Below are 17232 nucleotides of genomic sequence, written 5' to 3'. Positions count from 1 at the left end.
AGTGTTCACTCACCTCTAGAGTGGGTAAGTACTCACTCACTCGTCAAGCCGTCATCGGGAGTCGCCGTGGACCAGAAGCAAGGCCCGGGGCGGTGAGGGGCCTTGCACAAGGCCGGCCCGTCGCGCAGGTTTCTAGGGGCGGATGTCAGTCGTCGTCGGTCGCGTCGCCTCCGACGAGGTCAATGTCGAAGCCGTGCAGCTCGTTGAGCTCCTCGACCGTCGTGCCGGAGGTTTCCATGATGTGCTTCTTGTCCGCGTCGGTACGCGCCCGGCTCAATTCCAGCTGCAGCGCGCTGAGTTCCCGCCCGGACCACGGGGGCGCGCACAGCGGGAGAAAGTGGGCGTGGTCCTTCGACTCCGGGTCCCCCGAGGCATCGTCCACGGATTGTTCTCCATTTGGTTCCTGGCCGTAGCGGATTTTGGAATTCCGGTACGGAGAATGTATGCGGGCACGTTCTATTTCCGCGACGGCGCCTGCTGAGGCGTCCGTGCGGATCGCGTTCCGACATCAGGGGAGTCACCCCCTGTTGTGCCGCGCGACTGCGGGCTCCTCCTGGAATTCCGCGGGCGGGCGTTTGGGACGAGTTCAGGGAGAGAAATGGGTAGAGCTCTCCCCGGGCCGCCTGGATGGGTTTCCATGCGGGACGGAATTCCGTCACCTTTGATCATGTAGGGACACCGTCGACCGCACAAGATCTTTTTTTTGGACCCCCCTGGCCGAAAGTCGCCAATCGAGTTCCGGCCGACCCCGGGGACGAAAATGTCAAAAGGCGCATTCCGTCCATTTGGTTCAAGTCGGTCGACGGTGACGGTGAGGTGCGGGCCGGTCGATGTCAAGCAAAAGTTGACGTTCGACATCGTGTCAAATTAGCCTGTCCGTGTCGCAAGTGCAGCGGAGGAGTGGGTGGTTGAGTGGAGACCGGTGAGGAGTTCGGGCCGTGGCTGGCTCGACAGCTGTTGCTCACGGGCAAGACACAGGCGGAACTGGCGGAGGAGCTGGGGCTGACCCGCGCCGCGGTCTCGGCGTGGATCGCCAAGCGGTCCGTCCCCCGCCCCACTGTGATGGAAGGGATCGCCAAGGCGCTCGGTACGGACATCGGCACGGTGCACACCCGCACCACCGACACGCAGGTGGGGCTCCCTGTCACCTGGTACCACCGGCCCGGCTACAAGGACGGCGGACGCGACGGCGGCAATGCCGCGGCCTTCGCCTTCGACGCGGACGTCCAGGTGCTCGCGCGGGAGACCTGCCAGAACAGTCTCGACGAGCGGCTGACCGAGAACGGGCGGCCGGTCCGCGTTCGCTACACCATCCACGAGCTCACCGGCGAGATGCTGGACGCCTTCCGCAAGGCGATCCTCTGGGACGAGCTCCACCCCCACTACGCCGCGGTGTCGCAGACGGCGTCCCATCAGAAGGTCGGACGGGTCGTCGACGCCGGCGTGCGCGACATGTTCGAGAAGGGGCGGCTCGTCCTCCTGCGGATCGACGACTACAACGCGTCCGGGCTCACCGGTGACGACTACGACGACGGCAAGTTCGCGGCTGTCGTCCGCCGTCAGCTGGAGAGCCTCAAGTCGGGGCGTGGCGCGGGCGGTTCGTTCGGACTCGGCAAGGCGACGCTCTGGGCCACGAGCGCACTCGGCATGGTGCTGATCAACTCCACGCTGTCGGTCGCCCACGAGGGGCGGACCGAGCGGCGGGTCATCGGGCGACTGGAGCTGCCCTGGCGTACGGTCGAAGGCAAGCCCTATGCCGGCCCGGCCTGGCTCGGGCGTCCCGACCCGAACAGCCCGGGTGCGGAGGTCGCGCGCTCCTGGTGGGCGGACGAGGAGACGGTCAAGAGCCTCCACCTCACCCGTGACGGCGACGAGCCGGGCACCTCCTTCCTCATCGTCGGTGCCCATGACGTGGCGAGCCTCGACGAGAGCACCCCCGACCTCGACGACGACGGGGAAGGTATCGACGACGACGGGTCGCGTGACATCCAGGTCATGCACCAGCGACTGGTCCGGGCCCTGGGCCGGGACTTCTGGGCGGCCATGACCGCCGGAGGCAGCAGGCTTCCCCTGCTGGAGACCTCCGTCCGTACCTTGCGCAACGGACAGGTCGTCATCGAGGAGCAGAAGGTCGACCCCGCCGAGGAAGAGCCGTCCCGGACCCGGGCCCTCCGCGCCTTCTACGAGGGGACGACCGTGGACCGGCTCACCGAGGCCGGTCAAGTGGCCATGCGCACCGTCCCGTTCAAGCTGCCCATCAGCGGCGGTCGTCGCGGCACGGTCGGCACGCATCAGGCCGTGCTCCTCGTCACGGAGGCGCAGGACAAGGACGGCGCTCCCAACCAGGTCCACTCGCTGCGCGGCAACCGGATGACCATCAAGAAGTCCGGTGTGTCCGGTCTGCCGTTGGGCATCAACTCCTTCCAGGCCGTGCTCCTCGCGGGGAACGCCGCCGGGGAGTCTGCTCCGTTCGCCGAAGAGGCGGAAGACTTCCTGCGGGCGGCCGAGCCGCCCGAGCACGACCGCTGGGGGCAGACGGAGGAACTGACCCTGCGTTGGTCGCACACCGCCCATCACCGCATCTCCCGGCTGACCACCGAGGTCAACGCCGCAGTGAAGGAACTGGTTGCCAGGCCCAGGCGCTCCGGTGACGAGGGTGGCGCGAAGCTTCGGAAGGCACTCACCGTCCCTCGTCATGCTTCCGCCCCCAAGCGAGGCTCCGGGCAGGTCCTGCCCGAGCTGGACGGACTGGATGCCTCGATCGGCTCGGCGGGAGAGTGGCGGATCACTGCAGAGGTGAAGCTGCCCCGTGCCGACGAGCTGCCCCCCATGACGCCGGTGGTCCTCCTCGACGTGAGGTCCGGCAGCCGCCCCAGGCTCGACTGGGGGGAGCTGGTCGCCGTGGACGGCTGCGAAGTCGAGGACGGCGTGCTCCGCTTCCTGCCCGGTGCCCGGCGAGCGGTCTTCAGCGGTTCCACCGACGTCACCAGCCACCCGGTTCGAACCGTGCTGACCCGGCTCGTTCTCGAACTGCGTGCCGGCAAGGGGGAGTGAGGCATGAAGTTCTACCCGTACAAGCGGCTCAACCGCCCTGTCGTGCTTCGCGTGACCTCGGCCGTTCTCAAACTGTCCGACGGCACCCGTGACCACCTCGACACCTCGGCGTACTCCGTTCCGCAGCGGACCGTGGCCCTGGGAGTGGCGCAGCACGACGACTGGGTCTCGGCCAGGATCGGGCTCTCCGTCACTCTGCCGCCCGGCGCCGCTGCCGACGACGCCCCGTGGAGTGACCTGCGTGTCCTCGCCGTGCTCACTGACGGTGAGACAAATGTGCGCAGCACTGTCGAACTCCGACAGGACGCCCCCGGGAGCAAGGAGTGGTCCGGGGGTCTTGAGGTGTTCCGCGACGACCACGTGGGGCGCGCCACGCTGGCGGCCCAGGCCGTCGCCACGATCGACGAGGTGCCGGGCCGGTCGATCGCCGAGACCGTCGACGACTGGACCGTCGACGTGGTCGCCGACGAGCCCCTCGGCGGACTGCGCCTCGACGTGAAGCAGGTGGGCTTCTCGAAGAGCTCCCGGGAGTGGCTGCACGCCTACTCCGACGCCCCGTGGATCGTGGATGCCTCGGGTCGACTGCCGACCGTCCTGGTCAACACCGACGTCGAGGGCTTTTCCGATCTTCTGGGCGCCGAGAGCGGCGGGATCGAGGGCAAGGTCCACGAGTTGCTCGTCTCTCAGATGGCCACGGACGTGTGGACCGCCGTGTTCCACAGCTCCGTCGGAGACCTGGAGGTGGAACCCGACGGCTCGCCGGTCTTCCCCACCGACTGGCAGGGCGAAGTACTGCGCGAGATGCTGCCCGACGTCGTTCCGGGCGTCCACGTGGAGGAGGCACTCCGTCGGGTCCACCGGCGGCGCACCGGCGATGCGGGATGGGTGGAGCTCCAGACCCGTATCCACTACGCGGCCGTGCGGCGCGCCGGCGCGAGCAAGGCACTCACCAACGCCCTGCGCGGGCTCCAGCAGTTGAACCGAGGGGACAAGGCGTGATCGAGAAACCGAACCACCTCCCCCAGCGGCTCGGCCTGCTGTCCGCGTCGGCGGCTGACCCGTTCCTCACGGAGGACCTCCTCACGGGGGTCGAGGGTCACGGGGGCGTCGACCTCGCCAAGGTCGTCGAACCGCTGTCGGAGGACGATCCCCGTTGGGAGGTCGAACAGCTCAGGGAACTGGTGGAGGATGCACTGCACGGGTTCCGTGACAACAGGACCCAGGCCGACGCCTGGCTGGCGCCGCGACTCCACGCCACTCTCCGCCTCACGCGGCGGGAGGCGGCGGACCGGAGGTTGTGGACCCATCTCGCCCTGGCCGTGGCTCCGGATTACGTGGCATGGCGGCACTTTGCCCCGAGCAAGTCGAAGATCAACCCGGAGCGCTTCAAGGGCGCGCTCGATCGTCAGTGCTTCTCGCGGCTGTGGTGGGCGGCGGAGATGTTCCGCAACGGGAGCGACTACTCCCCCGTCGTGGCGGCCTGCGCCAACCAGGACCTGATCCACTCCGCCCTGCGACGGGATCTCATCGATCACCGGCCCACCGCTCAGGCCCTGGTGCGTGTCCTGGGGCGGGGGATCGCTGCCACCGGCCGTGAGATCGAGGGCCTCATGACCGCGATCAACGCCGCCGGGGCGACCCTCGTCTACGACGCGTTGGCCCCGGACGAGCCGCGCGACCCCCAGGCGTTGCGTCGGTGGGTGGCGGAGGCCGAGACAGCGCCGTCGGTCCCGCGGCGCTCCCTGCCGGACGGGCCCGACGAGGAGCCCGTCCCGGAGGCTTCGGTGGCAGCACTCACCGATTTCTTCGCCGATCTGTTCGAGACGGCTCCGGTCAGAGGACGGACGGCGCAGATCTGAGCGGGAGGGTCACCTGCCAGTGAGCGGGTGACCCTTCAGACCGCGGTGGTCGAGGGGTTTCACCGTCCGCTCGGGCTTCCAGGCCACCAGCTTCCCGACGCCCTTCTCCAGCCTCTCCTCGACCTCCTTCTCGCCGAGCTCGGGTTCGAGGACGTGTCGCAGCACGTGCAGGGCGAGCCTGGGGGGCACGGCGTTGCCGATCTGTTGCGGCACGTCGTTGCCGTCCCACGGGTATGCGGCGGGGAACGTCTGCAGCACGCCTGCCTCGGCATTGTTGAAACGGTCAAGGTCGTTGTCGAGGTCCTTGTCGGTGCCCTGGTGGACCACGCGGTTCCGCGACACCTTTCCGGTGATGGTGGCGGAAGGGGTGTCGTGGTCACGCCGACCACGAGCCTCCGGCACGCCGCCGGTTCCGTAGTTGGAGACGACCGTGAACGGGGGGCGGCTGCGCACCTTTCCGTCCGAGAACGGCTCGGCGTTCCTCAGGGCGATCTCCATGGAGACACACTCCTCGGGCTTCCTCCGGGGGTGGCCGTTCTCGCTCTCGGCGTTCTCCAGAGGAAGTGTGTCGGCGCGGTCCGCCTTCCTTCGTCCGGTGAGGGAGGCCCCTCGGCGGTACAGCTTGTGGGTCTCCTCCACCTGCGGAAGAGGATCACGGCGGGCCCCGTCGAGCCGGGCCATCAGCACAGCGCGCCGTCGGGTCTGGGGAACGCCGAAGGCCTCGGTGTGCAGGAGCTGTGTCGCGGTCCGGTATCCGAGGGTGTCGAGCACCGCGGCGTACGCCTCCCACACCCGCATCACCGCCGGCACCTGCTCGAGGACGACTGCCTCGTAGGCTGTCGCCCCGGGTCGCCTGCTCCGTTCGATGATCCACCACAGGGGCTGCAGGACGAGTCCCGTCCGCTCGTCGCCCAGCTCCTCGAGCCTGACCTTCAGTTTCTCGAGCACGCCGTCCAGATCGCAGAATTCCTTGAGCAGACCGGTGAGCTCGGCATCCGGGAATTCGAGGGTTCGAGGCGCCGTGAGCTCCTTCAGGAGCCGCTTGGCCTCCTCCCTCGAGTTGCCCAGTTCCTCGAGCCTCTTCCGCATGACCTTGCGCATCTCGGTTCTGGACTGTTCCACCGCGCGCTTCTCGGCCTTGAGCGCCCGGGCCTCGACATCCTTGCGCCTGAGCTCTTCGTGGATCTGCCGCCAGGTCCTGAAGACCTGCGTCCAGGCCTTCAGCGGGTCGGGGTGATCAGTGGTGTCGCGCAGCACCGTGTGCAGGCGATCGATGTACCGGAGCACCTCGTCCAGTGCCCTGCGACCCGCGCCGTGCCCGGCGACAGTGAAGGTCTGGCACGGCGGTCCACCAGTCAGCACCTGGGCGTGAGGGAAGAAGGCGGCACGGTACTGGCGGACGTCACCCTGGAAGGTGTCCATCCCTGCCTTGGCGCGGGTCGCGCATGCCCCGGCGTCCCACTCGATGCCGGTCACCTCGTACCCGAGGACATGCGCAGCCACATCGAGCCCACCGGGACCTGCGAAGAGATCCAGAATGCGGAACTTCGCCGGTGAGGAATGTTGTATCTCGACGTGACTCATGGGCCCGAAGTCTAGCCGGCGGCCCGAGGTGCGCAGTACGCCTCGTCTACGCCCTGTGGGCAGAGCGCAGAGCGGTCGCTACGGCCGCACCGAGTTCCCTGGCCACCGGCGGCGGCGTGGCATGACCGATCTGCCGATACCGGGATGTCTTCCGGCCCGTGATCCGCCACTCCGGGGGGAATGACTGCAGGAGGGCCGCCTGGTCCACCGTGATCTTCACCATATGCGCGGGGTCGTCCGAGCGCGGCCACACGTACTCGGGCCCCGGCACCTCGTCGGCCAACGAGCCGGCGTTCACTCCCATGCGTGCCCAGGCCCGCTTTGTACCGGACGGGCCGAGGTCCGCACCGCCGCGATTCTCCGAGCCTCCGACCAGCGTCGGAGCCACAGCCGAGGCCTGGGACGCCCAGGCCTCGGCTTGAGGCCAGCCCCGGGCTTTCATGGACGGGAGCAACACGTGACCGACCGGGACATGTGCGGAGACCGTCGGCACGGGCGGAGCGAAGTCGTGGAACCACTGTTCCTTGAGAGCCACGAGAACGCCCTGCCGGCGCTCCTGCGGAACCCCGAAGTCCGCTGCGTTCAGAACGAACCAGCGCAACCGGTAACCGAGGTGGGTGAGTTCGGCCTCGACGAAGTCGCGTATGCCCGCGTACGCCCGGGACTCCGCGAGAGCGGGCAGGTTCTCCAGCAACAGGGCACGTGGCTGGATCGCGTGGACCAGATAGATCGTGGCAGTGAGCAGTCGCAGTTCCCGGTCGCTGTCCGCACGTCCCACCGCTGCCGCGGCCTTCACCCGTGGCAGCCCCGCAGACAGGAGATCGACGTCCAGAGCTTCCGGGTGCTCGTCCGGAAGGAAATCGACGAGATCCTCGCAGACGACGTTCCAGTGCGGCCGGTTGGCCGTCAGCGTCTCGCAGGCCTGGTCGTTGTTGTCGAGCAGGAGTATCGGCGAGAATCCGGCGGCCTCCAGTCCCGACGCCAGCCCGCCCGCTCCGGAACACATGTCCACGAATCGCAGTCGATCAGCCATCCGCCCCCCGTCCCCTTTCCCGCCCCCGTGCTTCGCCTCTGGTGTGCGTCACGAGCTCCGCAATCGTCGCCGGGTCCTCGTGCTCCCAGAATCGCAGAACCGTCCACCCCCGAGCTTCGAGGTGCCGGGTCGTCTCAAGGTCACGGGCCATGTTCTTGTCGAGCTTCGCTCGCCACCACTCCGCGTTCGCCTTCGGTTGAGTGGCGTGCTGAGGGCAGCCGTGCCAGAAACAGCCGTCGAGAAACACGGCAATCTTGGCTTTGCCCCAAGCGATGTCGATCGTGCGCCGCGGCATGCCCGGGACGGGGACGTTCACGCGGAAACGCAGACCGGCAGCGTGCAGGAGCTTGCGCACGGCCACCTCGGGGGCGGTGTCGCGCGAGCTCTGCAGGCTCATGCGCGCCGAGACGGAGGGAGAGGAGGGGACAGGTGCGGACACGAAGGCATTGTCTCTCGGAGGAGCGCTGCGCTCAGTCCGCCCCGTGGCACTCCCCATACGTCCTCCCCGACCCGCACCAGCACTCCGCCCCCCGCGCCGGCGGCCACGCCGTCGCTCGCCCCCTCGCTGCCAGGGTCGTCGCGTACTGCGGGAGCAGGTCGGCGTTGGCGGGGGAGGAGGATTCGGAGGCGGCGAAGGCTTCGTAGGAGGGGACGGTGGCGGGGACGATGCCGAGGTTGGGGGTGCCCGAGGCGGCGAGTTCGCGGAGGGAGGCTTCGATGTCGGTGAGGTGGGCCCGGTACGTGGGGTACTCGGACTCCAGCTCCGGGTAGGCGGCGAGGAGCTCCTCGAGTTCCCGTTCCGGCCAGTGGAGGACGGCGACCGGGAAGGGGCGGGACAGGGCCGTGCGGTAGGAGCCGAGTTCGGAGCGGAGGCGGGTGATCTCGGCCTGGAGTTCGGCCGGGTCGGAGGAGCCGAGGGACCACAGGCGCTTCGGGTCGTGGAGCTCGTCCAGGGGGACGTCCGCCGTGTGGAGGCGGTCCGCGAGGGTGTCGTACCCGTCGTGGGCCTGGCCCAGCAGGCGGCGGACCCGGTGGCGGCTGGTGAGGAGGGACTGGAGGGCGTACGAGATGTCGTCCGTGTCGGAGGACGGCACCAGCAGGCGCGCGGCCTCCGTGAACGTCGCCTCCGCTTCCTCCAGCTCGTCGTGGGCCTCCAGCGTCTCCGCCACGATCTCCCACGGCGCCGGCTCCGCGGGGCGGGCGCTCCGTACGCCCTCGATGATCGCCCGCGCCTCCGCCTCGTGGCCGTACTCCCACAGGTTCGACGCCTTCAGGGACCTGATGAGGAGAGGGTCGCCGGGCTCCCCGGCGAGCAGGTCGTCGTACAGACCCGTCGCTCGCTCGCGGTCGCCCGCAAGCTCCAGATGCGCCGCCGCGCGCAGCAGCAGCGGTTCGCGGTCCTCCGGGTACCGCCCCGCGGTGCGGAGCAGGCGCTCGGCTTCGGTGGTGTGATCGGCAGGCGTGTCGGGGCGCATGCCTTTTACCGTACTGCTGTACCACCCTGGAGAGTTGGCGCGTCAGCACTTATCGTGCCCGCCGTGCGAGCGAACGTGCGTGGCCGGGCTCCGGTGTTCGTCCAGGTGCGCGGCGGTGTGCGCCGGCGGCGCGGGCCGGTCGCCCGCGTGCTCGTCGCCTCCGCCGAAGCCCTCGTGACCTGCGGACTCGTGCTTCTGCTGTTCGTCGTTCAGCAGCTCTGGTGGACCAATCAGCAGGCCCGCGCCCAGGCCGTGCAGGACGTGCGCAACCTCGAGCGGGAGTGGGACTCCTCACCTCCGGTCCCGTCCCCGTCCACAGGTGCGCGGTCACCTTCGGCCCCGGACCCGATGCCGCCTTCGGGCCCTATGCCGCCTTCGGACCCGGACCCGGGCCCTGGCCCGTCGGCCTCCCGTACACATCGGCCCGAACCCGGGCCCTACGCCGTCCTCCGCATTCCCCGTCTCTCCCTCACCGTCCCCATCGCCCCCGGCGTCGGCAAGCGCTCCGTCCTCGACCACGGCTACGTCGGGCACTACCCCGGCACCGGCGCTCCCGGCCGCACCGGGAACTTCGCCCTCGCCGGGCACCGCAACACCCACGGCGAGCCCTTCCGCTATCTCAACCGGCTCCGGCCCGGCGACACCGTCTCCGTCCGCACCCGCGAGGGGACGTACGAGTACCGCGTCGACCGGATCCTCCCGGAGACCTCGCCCCGCGACACCGGCGTCATCGCCCCCGTGCCCCGGTCCCTCTACCGGCCCGCCTACGGGTACGACCGGGCCGGCGCCTATCTCACCCTCACCACCTGCACGCCCGAGTTCACCTCCCGCTACCGGCTCGTCGTGTGGGCGAAGCTGCTCCCGACCACAGCGTGACCGCCGCCCCGGCCACCCCGAGCACCGCCGACACCACCAGCGCCGTGTCCGCGCCCGTCGTCGACAGGGCCAGGGCGAGGGCCACGCCCGCCGAGGAGCCGATGTAGCGGGCGGTGTTGTTGGCGCCCGAACCCATCGCCGCGCGCTCCGGCGGTACGGAGTCGACGGCGAGGCGCGGCAGCGCCGCGTTCAGCAGGCCGCTGCCCGTCCCCGCCACCACCAGACCGGGCAGCAGACGGATGACCGAGCCGCCCTCCACGGCGCCGAACAGACCCAGCACACCGGCCGTCGACAGCGCGAACCCCAGCGCCAGTTGGTACGTCGCCGAGATCCGCCCCGCGAGCCGTCGCGTCTGCAGCGCCACCACGAACGCCGTGCCCGACCAGAGCAGGAACAGCCACGCCGTCGCGAGCGGCGAGAGGCCGGCCCCTCGCTGGAGCAGCGCCGGCAGCACGCTGAAGAAGCCGATCACGGCCAGGCCGGTGAACAGCGCGCCCGCCGTCGCCGCCCGGAACGCCGGCCGGCGGAAGAGGGACAGGTCGATCATCGGGGTCCGGCTGCGCCGCTCGACCACCACGAACATCCCCACCAGTACGAGAGCCGCAAGCCCGAGCAGCCCCACCGACGCCCTCAGCCAGCCGTCCCTGCCCAGCGTGAGTGCCGTCAGCGCGGCCGCCAGGGCCAGGCCCAGCGTGAGCGCGCCCGCGATGTCAGGGCGGCCCGCGCGCGGGGCGCGGGACTCGGTGAGGGTACGGGTGCCGAGCGCGGCGGCCAGCATGGTGCCGGCGGCCAGGACCTCGTACGTGAGCCGCCAGTCGGCCAGGCTGCTCAGGCCCGCCGCGAGCAGCGGGCCGAGCGCGATGCCCGCGCTGACGAACGCGCCCCACACCCCGGTCGCCCGGATCCGGTCCGCGCCGGCCGGGTACGCGTGGGCCAGCAGGCCCAGGCTCGCGGCGAGCACGGCGGCGCTCGCCGCGCCCTGGGCGACGCGGGCCAGGGTGAAGGTCAGCGTGGAGCCGGCGAAGCCGCCGAGGGCGGTGGTCAGGCCGAGCGCGAGGGTGCCGAGGAGGAACACCCGGCGCCGCCCGTGGTCGTCCGCGAGGCTGCCGGCGACCAGGAGGAGGACGGCGAGGCCGAGCGGGGTGCCGTTGAGCAGCCACGCCTGCGCGGAGGCGGGGGTGCCGAAGGCCCGGGTCATGCTCGGCAGGGTGAGCATCGGGGCCGTGTAGTTCATCAGCGTGAGCGCGGTGGCGGCGCTGGTCACGGCCAGGGTCGCGCCGGGGCGGTGCGCTTTCGGGCCTCTCGCTGAGGGGGCCACGGACTCGGTGGTGCGCGCGGCGAGCTCGGGCATGGCAGGACCTCAGGCTTCCGTAAGGCGTCCTAGGTTCGTTCATTGAACCTTGAGTGGAGCACCACCGTAGCAGCACAGGTTCAATCACTGAACCCACCCGGCTACACTCGTCCCCATGGCCCTCGGCAAGGACTACGCGACCCAGCAGTGCTCCATCGCGCGCGCCCTCGAAGTCATCGGCGAGCGCTGGACCCTCCTCGTCGTGCGCGACGCCTTCTACGGCGTCCGTCGCTACAACGACTTCCTCGTCCACCTCGGCGCCCCCCGCGCCGTCCTCGCCGCCCGCCTCCAGGCCCTCGTCGAGGCCGGGATCCTGGACAAGCGGCGCTACCAGGAGTCGCCGCCGCGTGACGAGTACGTGCTCACCGAGCGCGGCATCGCCCTGTGGCCCGTCCTGCGCTCGCTCGGGCGGTGGGGGCGCGAGGAACTGGCCGGCGCCGTGCCCGTACGCCACTTCCACCACGTCGACTGCGGCGCCGAGCTCGGCCCGTACGGCGAGTGCCCGGCCTGCCGGATCCCCGTCCACCCCGCCGACATCGAGATGCGACCCGGCGCCGGAGTCGACCCGGACCCCGTCGACCCGGTCAGCCGCGCCCTCCTCAGGCCGCGCCGACTCCTCGTCCCCCTGGAGCCCGCGGAACTCTCGTGGCCCCAGAGGCGTCCTGTATAACGGCTTGTACGACATTCGAGCGGCATGGAAGGAGGAAGGTGTGAATCGCGAGTTCCTCCTGCGCGTCCTCGCGCCGCTCCTCTTCCTCCTCGCCCTCGCCGACCTGCTGCTCTCCGACAGCACCGGTGGCATGACCGGCGTGGGCGGCGGCCTCTCCGCCGCGTTCGCCGTCGCCGCCACCGCCTTCCTCTGCGCCTTCGTCGGCGGCGGCCGTACGGCCCTTCCCGTGCCGCCCACCAGAGTCCGCACCGCCCTGCGTGAACGCGCCCGGCGCACCGCCTTCCTGCCGCAACGCGACCCTGACGCCGCGGGCCGCCGCAGGCCCCGGGCACCCGGCCGTCCCCTCCCGACGGCCGCGTAGAGGCACCAGCAGCGCCGAAAGAGCGCCGAGAGCTCCATCGCCGAAAGCTCCACCCCTCCACGCGGTTCCGTCCTGCCGACATTCCCTTTCTCCCGGCACGACGAGACCCCACGGAGGGCTCCCATGTCCGCACTCTTCGACGGCTTCGCCAACCTGGTCGAGCACCTCGCCGACCTCCTCGGCCCGCTCTTCGCCGGCGCCTCCACCGCCGCCGCCATCGTCCTGTTCACGATGGCCGTACGGCTCGCCGTCCACCCGCTCTCCCGCGCCGCCGCCCGCGGCCAGAAGGCCCGCACCCGGCTCGCCCCGCAACTCGCCGAGCTGCGCAAGAAGCACGCCAAGAACCCCGAGCAGCTGCAGAAGGCGATCATGGCGCTGCACGCCGAGGAGAAGGTCTCGCCGTTCGCGGGCTGCCTGCCGAGCCTGCTCCAGGCGCCCGCGTTCTTCCTGATGTTCCACGTCTTCTCCAGCGGGCGGATGGCCGATCACAGCCTCCTCGGCGCCCCGCTCGGCGGCCACTTCGCCGACGCGCTCGGAAAGGGCGGCCTGCTCGGCTCGGCCGGCCTCGTCTACGTCGCCCTCTTCGCGATCGTCGGCGCCGTCGCCACGTACACCTACCTGCGTACGAAGCGGCAGCAGGCCCTCAACCCGGTCGCCCCCGTCGCCGCCGACCAGCCCGGCGCCGGGGCCGTCGCCGCCATGACCAGGTACCTGCCGCTGCTCTCCTTCGCGACCCTCGTCTCGGTCGCCGTCGTCCCGCTCGCCGCCGCGCTCTACATCGTCACCAGCACGACATGGACCGCCGTCGAGCGCGCCTTCCTCTACCGGGACATGCCCGCCGCGCAGAACCTTGTTACCGCTGCGTAAGGGTCCAGGGTGTGAACGGGGTCTTGCAGACTGACCCTTTCTCTTGGAGGATCGACCAATCCTCCGATGGCCGCACTCCATCGGCCGGGGCTCACCACGGCCCGCGCGGCGACCTGCCGACGGGCCACCTCGACCAGAGGAACCAGAGGAGAAGACCATGAAGCTGCTGCGTGTCGGTCCGGCGGGTGCCGAGCGTCCCGCCCTCCTGGACCAGGACGGGACGCTGCGCGACCTGTCCGCCCTCGTGGACGACATCGACGGCGGGCTGCTCTCCGACGGTGCCGCCCTCGACCGGATCCGCGCCGCGCTCGGCGCGGGCGTGCTGCCCGCCCTCGACCCGGCCGGACTGCGGATCGGGGCGCCGGTCGGCCGGATCGGCAAGGTCGTGTGCATCGGGCTGAACTACCACGGCCACGCCGCCGAGACCGGCCAGGCCACCCCCGCCGAGCCCGTCGTCTTCCTCAAGGCCGCCGACACCGTCGTCGGCCCGGACGACACCGTGCTCGTACCGCGCGGCTCGACCCGCACCGACTGGGAGGTCGAGCTCGCGGTCGTCATCGGCCGCACCGCCCGCTACCTGGAGACCGACGAGGAGGCCCTCGCCCACGTCGCCGGCTACGCGGTCGCCCACGACGTCTCCGAGCGCGAGTTCCAGCTGGAGCGCGGCGGCACCTGGGACAAGGGCAAGAACTGCGAGACCTTCAACCCGCTCGGCCCCTGGCTCGTCACCGCCGACGAGGTCCCGGACCCGCAGGCCCTCGGGCTCAGGCTCTGGGTCAACGGCGAGCTCAAGCAGGACGGCCACACCTCCGACCAGATCTTCCCGGTCGCGCAGGTCGTCCGCTACGTCAGCCGGTTCATGACCCTCTACCCGGGCGACATCATCAACACCGGTACGCCGGCGGGCGTCGCCATGGGGCAGCCCGAGCCCAAGCCGTACCTGCGCGCCGGCGACGTCGTCGAGCTGGAGGTCGAGGGCCTGGGCCGACAGCGCCAGGAGCTGAAGGACGCCTGAGGTCCGGTTCGGGGTCCGGGTCCGGGTCCGGGTCTGAGTCGTTCGGGCGACGCCGGGCGCGCGGTGCGCGTGGGGCGTCGCCTCGGGCGGTGGCGTTCTGCATATTGCCGCATATGCGCGCACATGTAATGAATCGGTCACCTCTGATGTGGGTGGCAGCCGCCGCACTCGCCGGGCCCGCCGCACTCGCCGGCCCGCTCGCCGTCACCGCCTTCGCCGACCCGCTCCCCGGCGGGCTCGGCCCCTGCCTGCCGGGCAGCTGCCCCTCTCCGTACCCGGACACCGGCCAGGGCCCCGTCGCCGGCCGCGACGACAACATCAACGTCTTCGTCGGCGGCGACTTCCGGGTCCGCGAGGCGGCGGCCGGGGCCGAGGGCAAGGTCGTGGTCCTCGGCGGCTTCGACATGGACAAGCGGGCAGGCGTCCCGCAGGTCTACAACGTCGGCGCCGCCGGTGCCGGTTCGCGCGTCCCGCCCGACAACGGCACCGCCTTCCTCACCGCCGGCGGCGACGTCACCGTCGCCCCCGGGCAGCGCCTGCTCGCCGAGGAGGGCACGGCGCACGGAGTCGTACGGAGCGGGGGCGGCCTCACCGGCACGGTCAGCCCCGCCGCGGTCGCCGACCCCGGCGCGGCCGAGCCGTACGAGAAGCTGCGCGACCAGCTGACCGCCGCCAGCCGCTGCTACGCGTACGTGGCGGGCAAGCCGCGCACCGCGACCGGCACCGCCGTCAACCACGGCAGCGAGACCCTCTTCACCGGCGACGGCACGTCCACCCTCCAGGTCTTCGACGTCGACTTCGACCTGGAGTCGAAGAACGGCGGCCGGCAGGGCGTCCGGTTCACCGGCATCCCCGCCGACGCGACCGTCCTGGTCAACGTCCTCGGCGCGCACCGGACCGTCGACACCGGCGTCGGCGGCTTCCCGAGCGGGCTGCGCGAGCGGCTGCTGTGGAACTTCCCCGACGCGTCCGCGGTGACGTTCGAGGGGACCGGCCGGCTCGACGGCAGCGTGCTGATCGGTGAGCGGAACAGCATGGCGACGGTGACCGTCCCCGGCATGAACGGGCGCTTCTTCACGAGCGGTTCGCTCACCCACACCTCGCGGATCGGCGGGAGCGGCGGGCAGGAGCTGCACGCGTACCCGTTCGACGGCGAACTGCCCGGCTGCGAGGAGCCCGGGACGGCGCCGGCACCCGCGCCGACTCCCGCCCCGGCCCTGACCCCGGCGGACGACGACAAGGGGTCGGCCAGCGGGGGTGCGGCGGCCATGGGCGGCCACGGCGATACCAGCCGCACCGCCACCCACGCCACCAGCCGCACCACCCGCGGCGGTGAACTCCCCCATGCCGGCTCCGGATCCGCCGCCGGCAAGGTCGTCATGGGCGCCATGGCCCTCGCCCTCACCGTCAGCGGCGGTGTCCTCGTGTCGGTCGCCCGCCGCCGACGGCGCGCTAGCTGACGCCGTACGCGTCGAGCAGTCGCTCCAGGCCGAGGACCACCAGCGCATGGTCCTCGACCTGCGGCAGGCCGGAGACCGTGACCGCGCCGACGACCCCGACGCCGGCCACCGCGACCGGGAACGAGCCGCCGTGCGCCGCGAACCGGTCGGGGTCGAGGCGCGAGGACTCCTCGAAGGTCGTGCCCTTGGCGCGGAAGCGGGTGCCGACGAGCAGGGAGCTCACCCCGTACCGCTCGACGACCCGCCGCTTCCGGTCGATCCAGGCGTCGTTGTCGGCGCTGGACCCGGGCAGCGCGCAGTGGAAGAGCTGCTGGGCGCCGCGCCGTACGTCGATCGCGACCGGGGCCCGGCGCTCGCGGGCGAGCCCGACCAGGATCGTGCCGAGCGTCCAGGCGTCCTCGTACGTGAAGCGGGGCAGGACCAGGCGGGCCTCCTGAGCCGTCAACACCTCCAGCTCCGCGACGGACTGCTCGACGGCCGCCTTGATGGACCGCTCGACGGACTCCTCGACGGACCGCTTGGCGGAGCTCACAGGGTCACCGCCCCGCCCTCGCGCGCGGACTTCCGCGCCGCCTCCAGGACGTCGAGCGCGGCGGCGGCCTCGTACGCCGGCACCGGGTTCGGGCCGGTGCCGCGCAGGGCGGCGGCGACGGCGGCGTAGAAGGCGGGGTAGTCGCCGGGCAGGGTCTCGACGGGGGTGCCGCCGCCGGTGACCGGGGACTCGCCCGCGCCGAGCCGGCCCCACAGTTCCTCGGGTTCGACGCCCCAGGCGGTCCCGGGCTCGGGGCGCAGGCCCTCGCGCAGTGCGGCCTCCTGCGGGTCGAGCCCGTACTTCACGTAGCCGGCCTCCCGGCCCAGGACCCGGAAGCGGGGGCCGAGCTGGGCGGTGGTGGCGGACACCCACAGGTGGGAGTGGACCCCGCCGGCGTGCGTGATCGCGATGAAGGTGTCGTCGTCGGCCTCGGCGCCGGGGCGGCGGACGTCGGACTCGGCGTACACGCGGACGGCCGGGCCGAAGAGCACGAGCGCCTGGTCGACGACGTGGCTGCCGAGGTCGTAGAGCAGTCCGCCGATCTCCTCCGGGGCGCCGGACTCGCGCCAGCCGCCCTTGGGCCGCGGGCGCCAGCGCTCGAAGCGGGACTCGAAGCGCTGGACCTCGCCGAGGGCGCCGTCGGCGAGCAGGGCCCGGAGCGTACGGAAGTCGTTGTCCCAGCGGCGGTTCTGGAAGACGGAGAGCAGCAGGCCGCGCTCGTCGGCGAGGGCGGCCAGGGCGCGGGCCTCGGCGGCGGTGGCGGCGAGCGGCTTGTCGACGACGACGGGCAGGCCGGCCTCCAGGGCGGCGGTGGCGACCGGGACGTGGGTCTTGTTGGGGGAGGCCACGACGACCAGGTCGAGCTCGTCCGCCCGCGCGAGCAGCTCCTCGGCCGAAGCGGCCACACGCACGCCGGGGTGTTCGGCGCGGGCCTGGGCGGCGCGCTCGGGGTTGCCGGTGGTGACCGTGTCGAGGACGAGGTCGGGGGAGGCGGCGATCAGCGGGGCGTGGAAGACGGAACCGGCGAGGCCGTAGCCGACGAGTCCGACCCGGAGCGGGGAAGTCATACCTCTCACTTTGGCAACACTGTTGCCG

17 protein-coding genes are annotated in these 17232 nt (G+C 71.3%); 9 read left to right on the top strand and 8 right to left on the bottom strand.

Annotation, left to right across the window (positions count from 1 at the left end; genetic code table 11):
- Positions 1-145: 145 nt before the first annotated feature.
- On the bottom strand, positions 146-382 hold the full coding sequence (locus ACWEV0_RS29485) for a hypothetical protein (protein ID WP_453152674.1): 237 nt from the start codon (positions 380-382) through the stop codon (positions 146-148).
- Between the two features lie 530 nt (positions 383-912).
- Here ACWEV0_RS29485 and ACWEV0_RS29480 point away from each other — a divergent pair.
- From ACWEV0_RS29480 to ACWEV0_RS29470, 3 genes are read left to right on the top strand one after another with little or no spacing between them, the layout of a single operon-like run.
- Positions 913-3054, top strand: a complete 2142-nt coding sequence (locus tag ACWEV0_RS29480; protein ID WP_453152673.1) for a helix-turn-helix domain-containing protein — start codon at positions 913-915, stop codon at positions 3052-3054.
- Positions 3055-3057: 3 nt separating this feature from the next.
- Complete coding sequence (locus ACWEV0_RS29475) at positions 3058-4053, top strand: hypothetical protein (RefSeq protein WP_453152672.1); 996 nt, start codon at positions 3058-3060, stop codon at positions 4051-4053.
- Complete coding sequence (locus ACWEV0_RS29470) at positions 4050-4913, top strand: DUF6339 family protein (protein WP_453152671.1); 864 nt, start codon at positions 4050-4052, stop codon at positions 4911-4913. The genes ACWEV0_RS29475 and ACWEV0_RS29470 overlap by 4 nt, the downstream gene beginning before the upstream one ends.
- Before the next feature lie 9 nt (positions 4914-4922).
- On the opposite strand, the gene ACWEV0_RS29465 is transcribed toward ACWEV0_RS29470, so the two are convergent.
- From ACWEV0_RS29465 to ACWEV0_RS29450, 4 genes are all read right to left on the bottom strand, one after another.
- Positions 4923-6497 carry a DNA cytosine methyltransferase gene (locus ACWEV0_RS29465; protein ID WP_453152670.1) on the bottom strand — a complete coding sequence of 525 codons (1575 nt, stop codon included), beginning with the start codon at positions 6495-6497 and terminating at the stop codon, positions 4923-4925.
- Positions 6498-6543: 46 nt separating this feature from the next.
- Positions 6544-7530 carry a DNA cytosine methyltransferase gene (locus ACWEV0_RS29460; RefSeq protein ID WP_453152669.1) on the bottom strand — a complete coding sequence of 329 codons (987 nt, stop codon included), beginning with the start codon at positions 7528-7530 and terminating at the stop codon, positions 6544-6546.
- Positions 7523-7927 carry a very short patch repair endonuclease gene (locus ACWEV0_RS29455; RefSeq protein WP_453152676.1) on the bottom strand — a complete coding sequence of 135 codons (405 nt, stop codon included), beginning with the start codon at positions 7925-7927 and terminating at the stop codon, positions 7523-7525. The genes ACWEV0_RS29460 and ACWEV0_RS29455 overlap by 8 nt, the downstream gene beginning before the upstream one ends.
- Before the next feature lie 73 nt (positions 7928-8000).
- Positions 8001-9005, bottom strand: coding sequence for an SEC-C metal-binding domain-containing protein (locus ACWEV0_RS29450; RefSeq protein ID WP_453152668.1), 1005 nt, complete (start codon positions 9003-9005; stop codon positions 8001-8003).
- A 63-nt stretch (positions 9006-9068) separates the two neighbouring features.
- On the opposite strand from ACWEV0_RS29450, the gene ACWEV0_RS29445 reads away from it, so the two are divergent.
- Positions 9069-9881, top strand: a complete 813-nt coding sequence (locus ACWEV0_RS29445; RefSeq protein WP_453152667.1) for a class E sortase — start codon at positions 9069-9071, stop codon at positions 9879-9881.
- Here the strand turns inward: ACWEV0_RS29445 and ACWEV0_RS29440 are convergent.
- Positions 9826-11232, bottom strand: a complete 1407-nt coding sequence (locus ACWEV0_RS29440) for an MFS transporter (protein ID WP_453152666.1) — start codon at positions 11230-11232, stop codon at positions 9826-9828. The genes ACWEV0_RS29445 and ACWEV0_RS29440 overlap by 56 nt on opposite strands.
- Before the next feature lie 115 nt (positions 11233-11347).
- On the opposite strand from ACWEV0_RS29440, the gene ACWEV0_RS29435 reads away from it, so the two are divergent.
- From ACWEV0_RS29435 to ACWEV0_RS29415, 5 genes are all read left to right on the top strand, one after another.
- Positions 11348-11902, top strand: coding sequence for a winged helix-turn-helix transcriptional regulator (locus ACWEV0_RS29435; RefSeq protein WP_453152665.1), 555 nt, complete (start codon positions 11348-11350; stop codon positions 11900-11902).
- Between the two features lie 40 nt (positions 11903-11942).
- Complete coding sequence (locus ACWEV0_RS29430; protein WP_453152663.1) at positions 11943-12263, top strand: DUF6412 domain-containing protein; 321 nt, start codon at positions 11943-11945, stop codon at positions 12261-12263.
- 123 nt (positions 12264-12386) lie between these two features.
- Positions 12387-13130 carry a YidC/Oxa1 family membrane protein insertase gene (locus tag ACWEV0_RS29425; RefSeq protein WP_453152662.1) on the top strand — a complete coding sequence of 248 codons (744 nt, stop codon included), beginning with the start codon at positions 12387-12389 and terminating at the stop codon, positions 13128-13130.
- A gap of 157 nt (positions 13131-13287) precedes the next feature.
- Positions 13288-14145, top strand: coding sequence for a fumarylacetoacetate hydrolase family protein (locus tag ACWEV0_RS29420; protein WP_453152661.1), 858 nt, complete (start codon positions 13288-13290; stop codon positions 14143-14145).
- A 152-nt stretch (positions 14146-14297) separates the two neighbouring features.
- The gene (locus tag ACWEV0_RS29415) at positions 14298-15605 is read left to right on the top strand and encodes a choice-of-anchor A family protein (RefSeq protein ID WP_453152660.1); all 1308 of its coding nucleotides are present in this window, start codon (positions 14298-14300) and stop codon (positions 15603-15605) included.
- On the opposite strand, the gene ACWEV0_RS29410 is transcribed toward ACWEV0_RS29415, so the two are convergent.
- The gene (locus ACWEV0_RS29410) at positions 15598-16092 is read right to left on the bottom strand and encodes a heme-degrading domain-containing protein (RefSeq protein ID WP_453152675.1); all 495 of its coding nucleotides are present in this window, start codon (positions 16090-16092) and stop codon (positions 15598-15600) included. The genes ACWEV0_RS29415 and ACWEV0_RS29410 overlap by 8 nt on opposite strands.
- Before the next feature lie 41 nt (positions 16093-16133).
- Positions 16134-17204, bottom strand: a complete 1071-nt coding sequence (locus ACWEV0_RS29405) for a Gfo/Idh/MocA family protein (RefSeq protein ID WP_453152659.1) — start codon at positions 17202-17204, stop codon at positions 16134-16136.
- Positions 17205-17232: the final 28 nt, after the last annotated feature.

It is taken from the genome of Streptomyces sp. NPDC003943 (genome assembly GCF_053605265.1).
Note: the sequence above shows the minus strand (reverse complement) of the source record. Positions and strands in the feature narration are given on the sequence as shown.

What these genes read in the sequence shown, in the direction of transcription:
- ACWEV0_RS29475 (WP_453152672.1), top strand. Translation starts at nt 3,058, where the DNA reads ATGAAGTTCTACCCGTACAAGCGGCTCAACCGCCCTGTCGTGCTTCGC.
- ACWEV0_RS29465 (WP_453152670.1), bottom strand. Translation starts at nt 6,497, where the DNA reads ATGAGTCACGTCGAGATACAACATTCCTCACCGGCGAAGTTCCGCATT.
- ACWEV0_RS29460 (WP_453152669.1), bottom strand. Translation starts at nt 7,530, where the DNA reads ATGGCTGATCGACTGCGATTCGTGGACATGTGTTCCGGAGCGGGCGGG.
- ACWEV0_RS29455 (WP_453152676.1), bottom strand. Translation starts at nt 7,927, where the DNA reads ATGAGCCTGCAGAGCTCGCGCGACACCGCCCCCGAGGTGGCCGTGCGC.
- ACWEV0_RS29450 (WP_453152668.1), bottom strand. Translation starts at nt 9,005, where the DNA reads ATGCGCCCCGACACGCCTGCCGATCACACCACCGAAGCCGAGCGCCTG.
- ACWEV0_RS29440 (WP_453152666.1), bottom strand. Translation starts at nt 11,232, where the DNA reads ATGCCCGAGCTCGCCGCGCGCACCACCGAGTCCGTGGCCCCCTCAGCG.
- ACWEV0_RS29435 (WP_453152665.1), top strand. Translation starts at nt 11,348, where the DNA reads ATGGCCCTCGGCAAGGACTACGCGACCCAGCAGTGCTCCATCGCGCGC.
- ACWEV0_RS29425 (WP_453152662.1), top strand. Translation starts at nt 12,387, where the DNA reads ATGTCCGCACTCTTCGACGGCTTCGCCAACCTGGTCGAGCACCTCGCC.
- ACWEV0_RS29420 (WP_453152661.1), top strand. Translation starts at nt 13,288, where the DNA reads ATGAAGCTGCTGCGTGTCGGTCCGGCGGGTGCCGAGCGTCCCGCCCTC.
- ACWEV0_RS29405 (WP_453152659.1), bottom strand. Translation starts at nt 17,204, where the DNA reads ATGACTTCCCCGCTCCGGGTCGGACTCGTCGGCTACGGCCTCGCCGGT.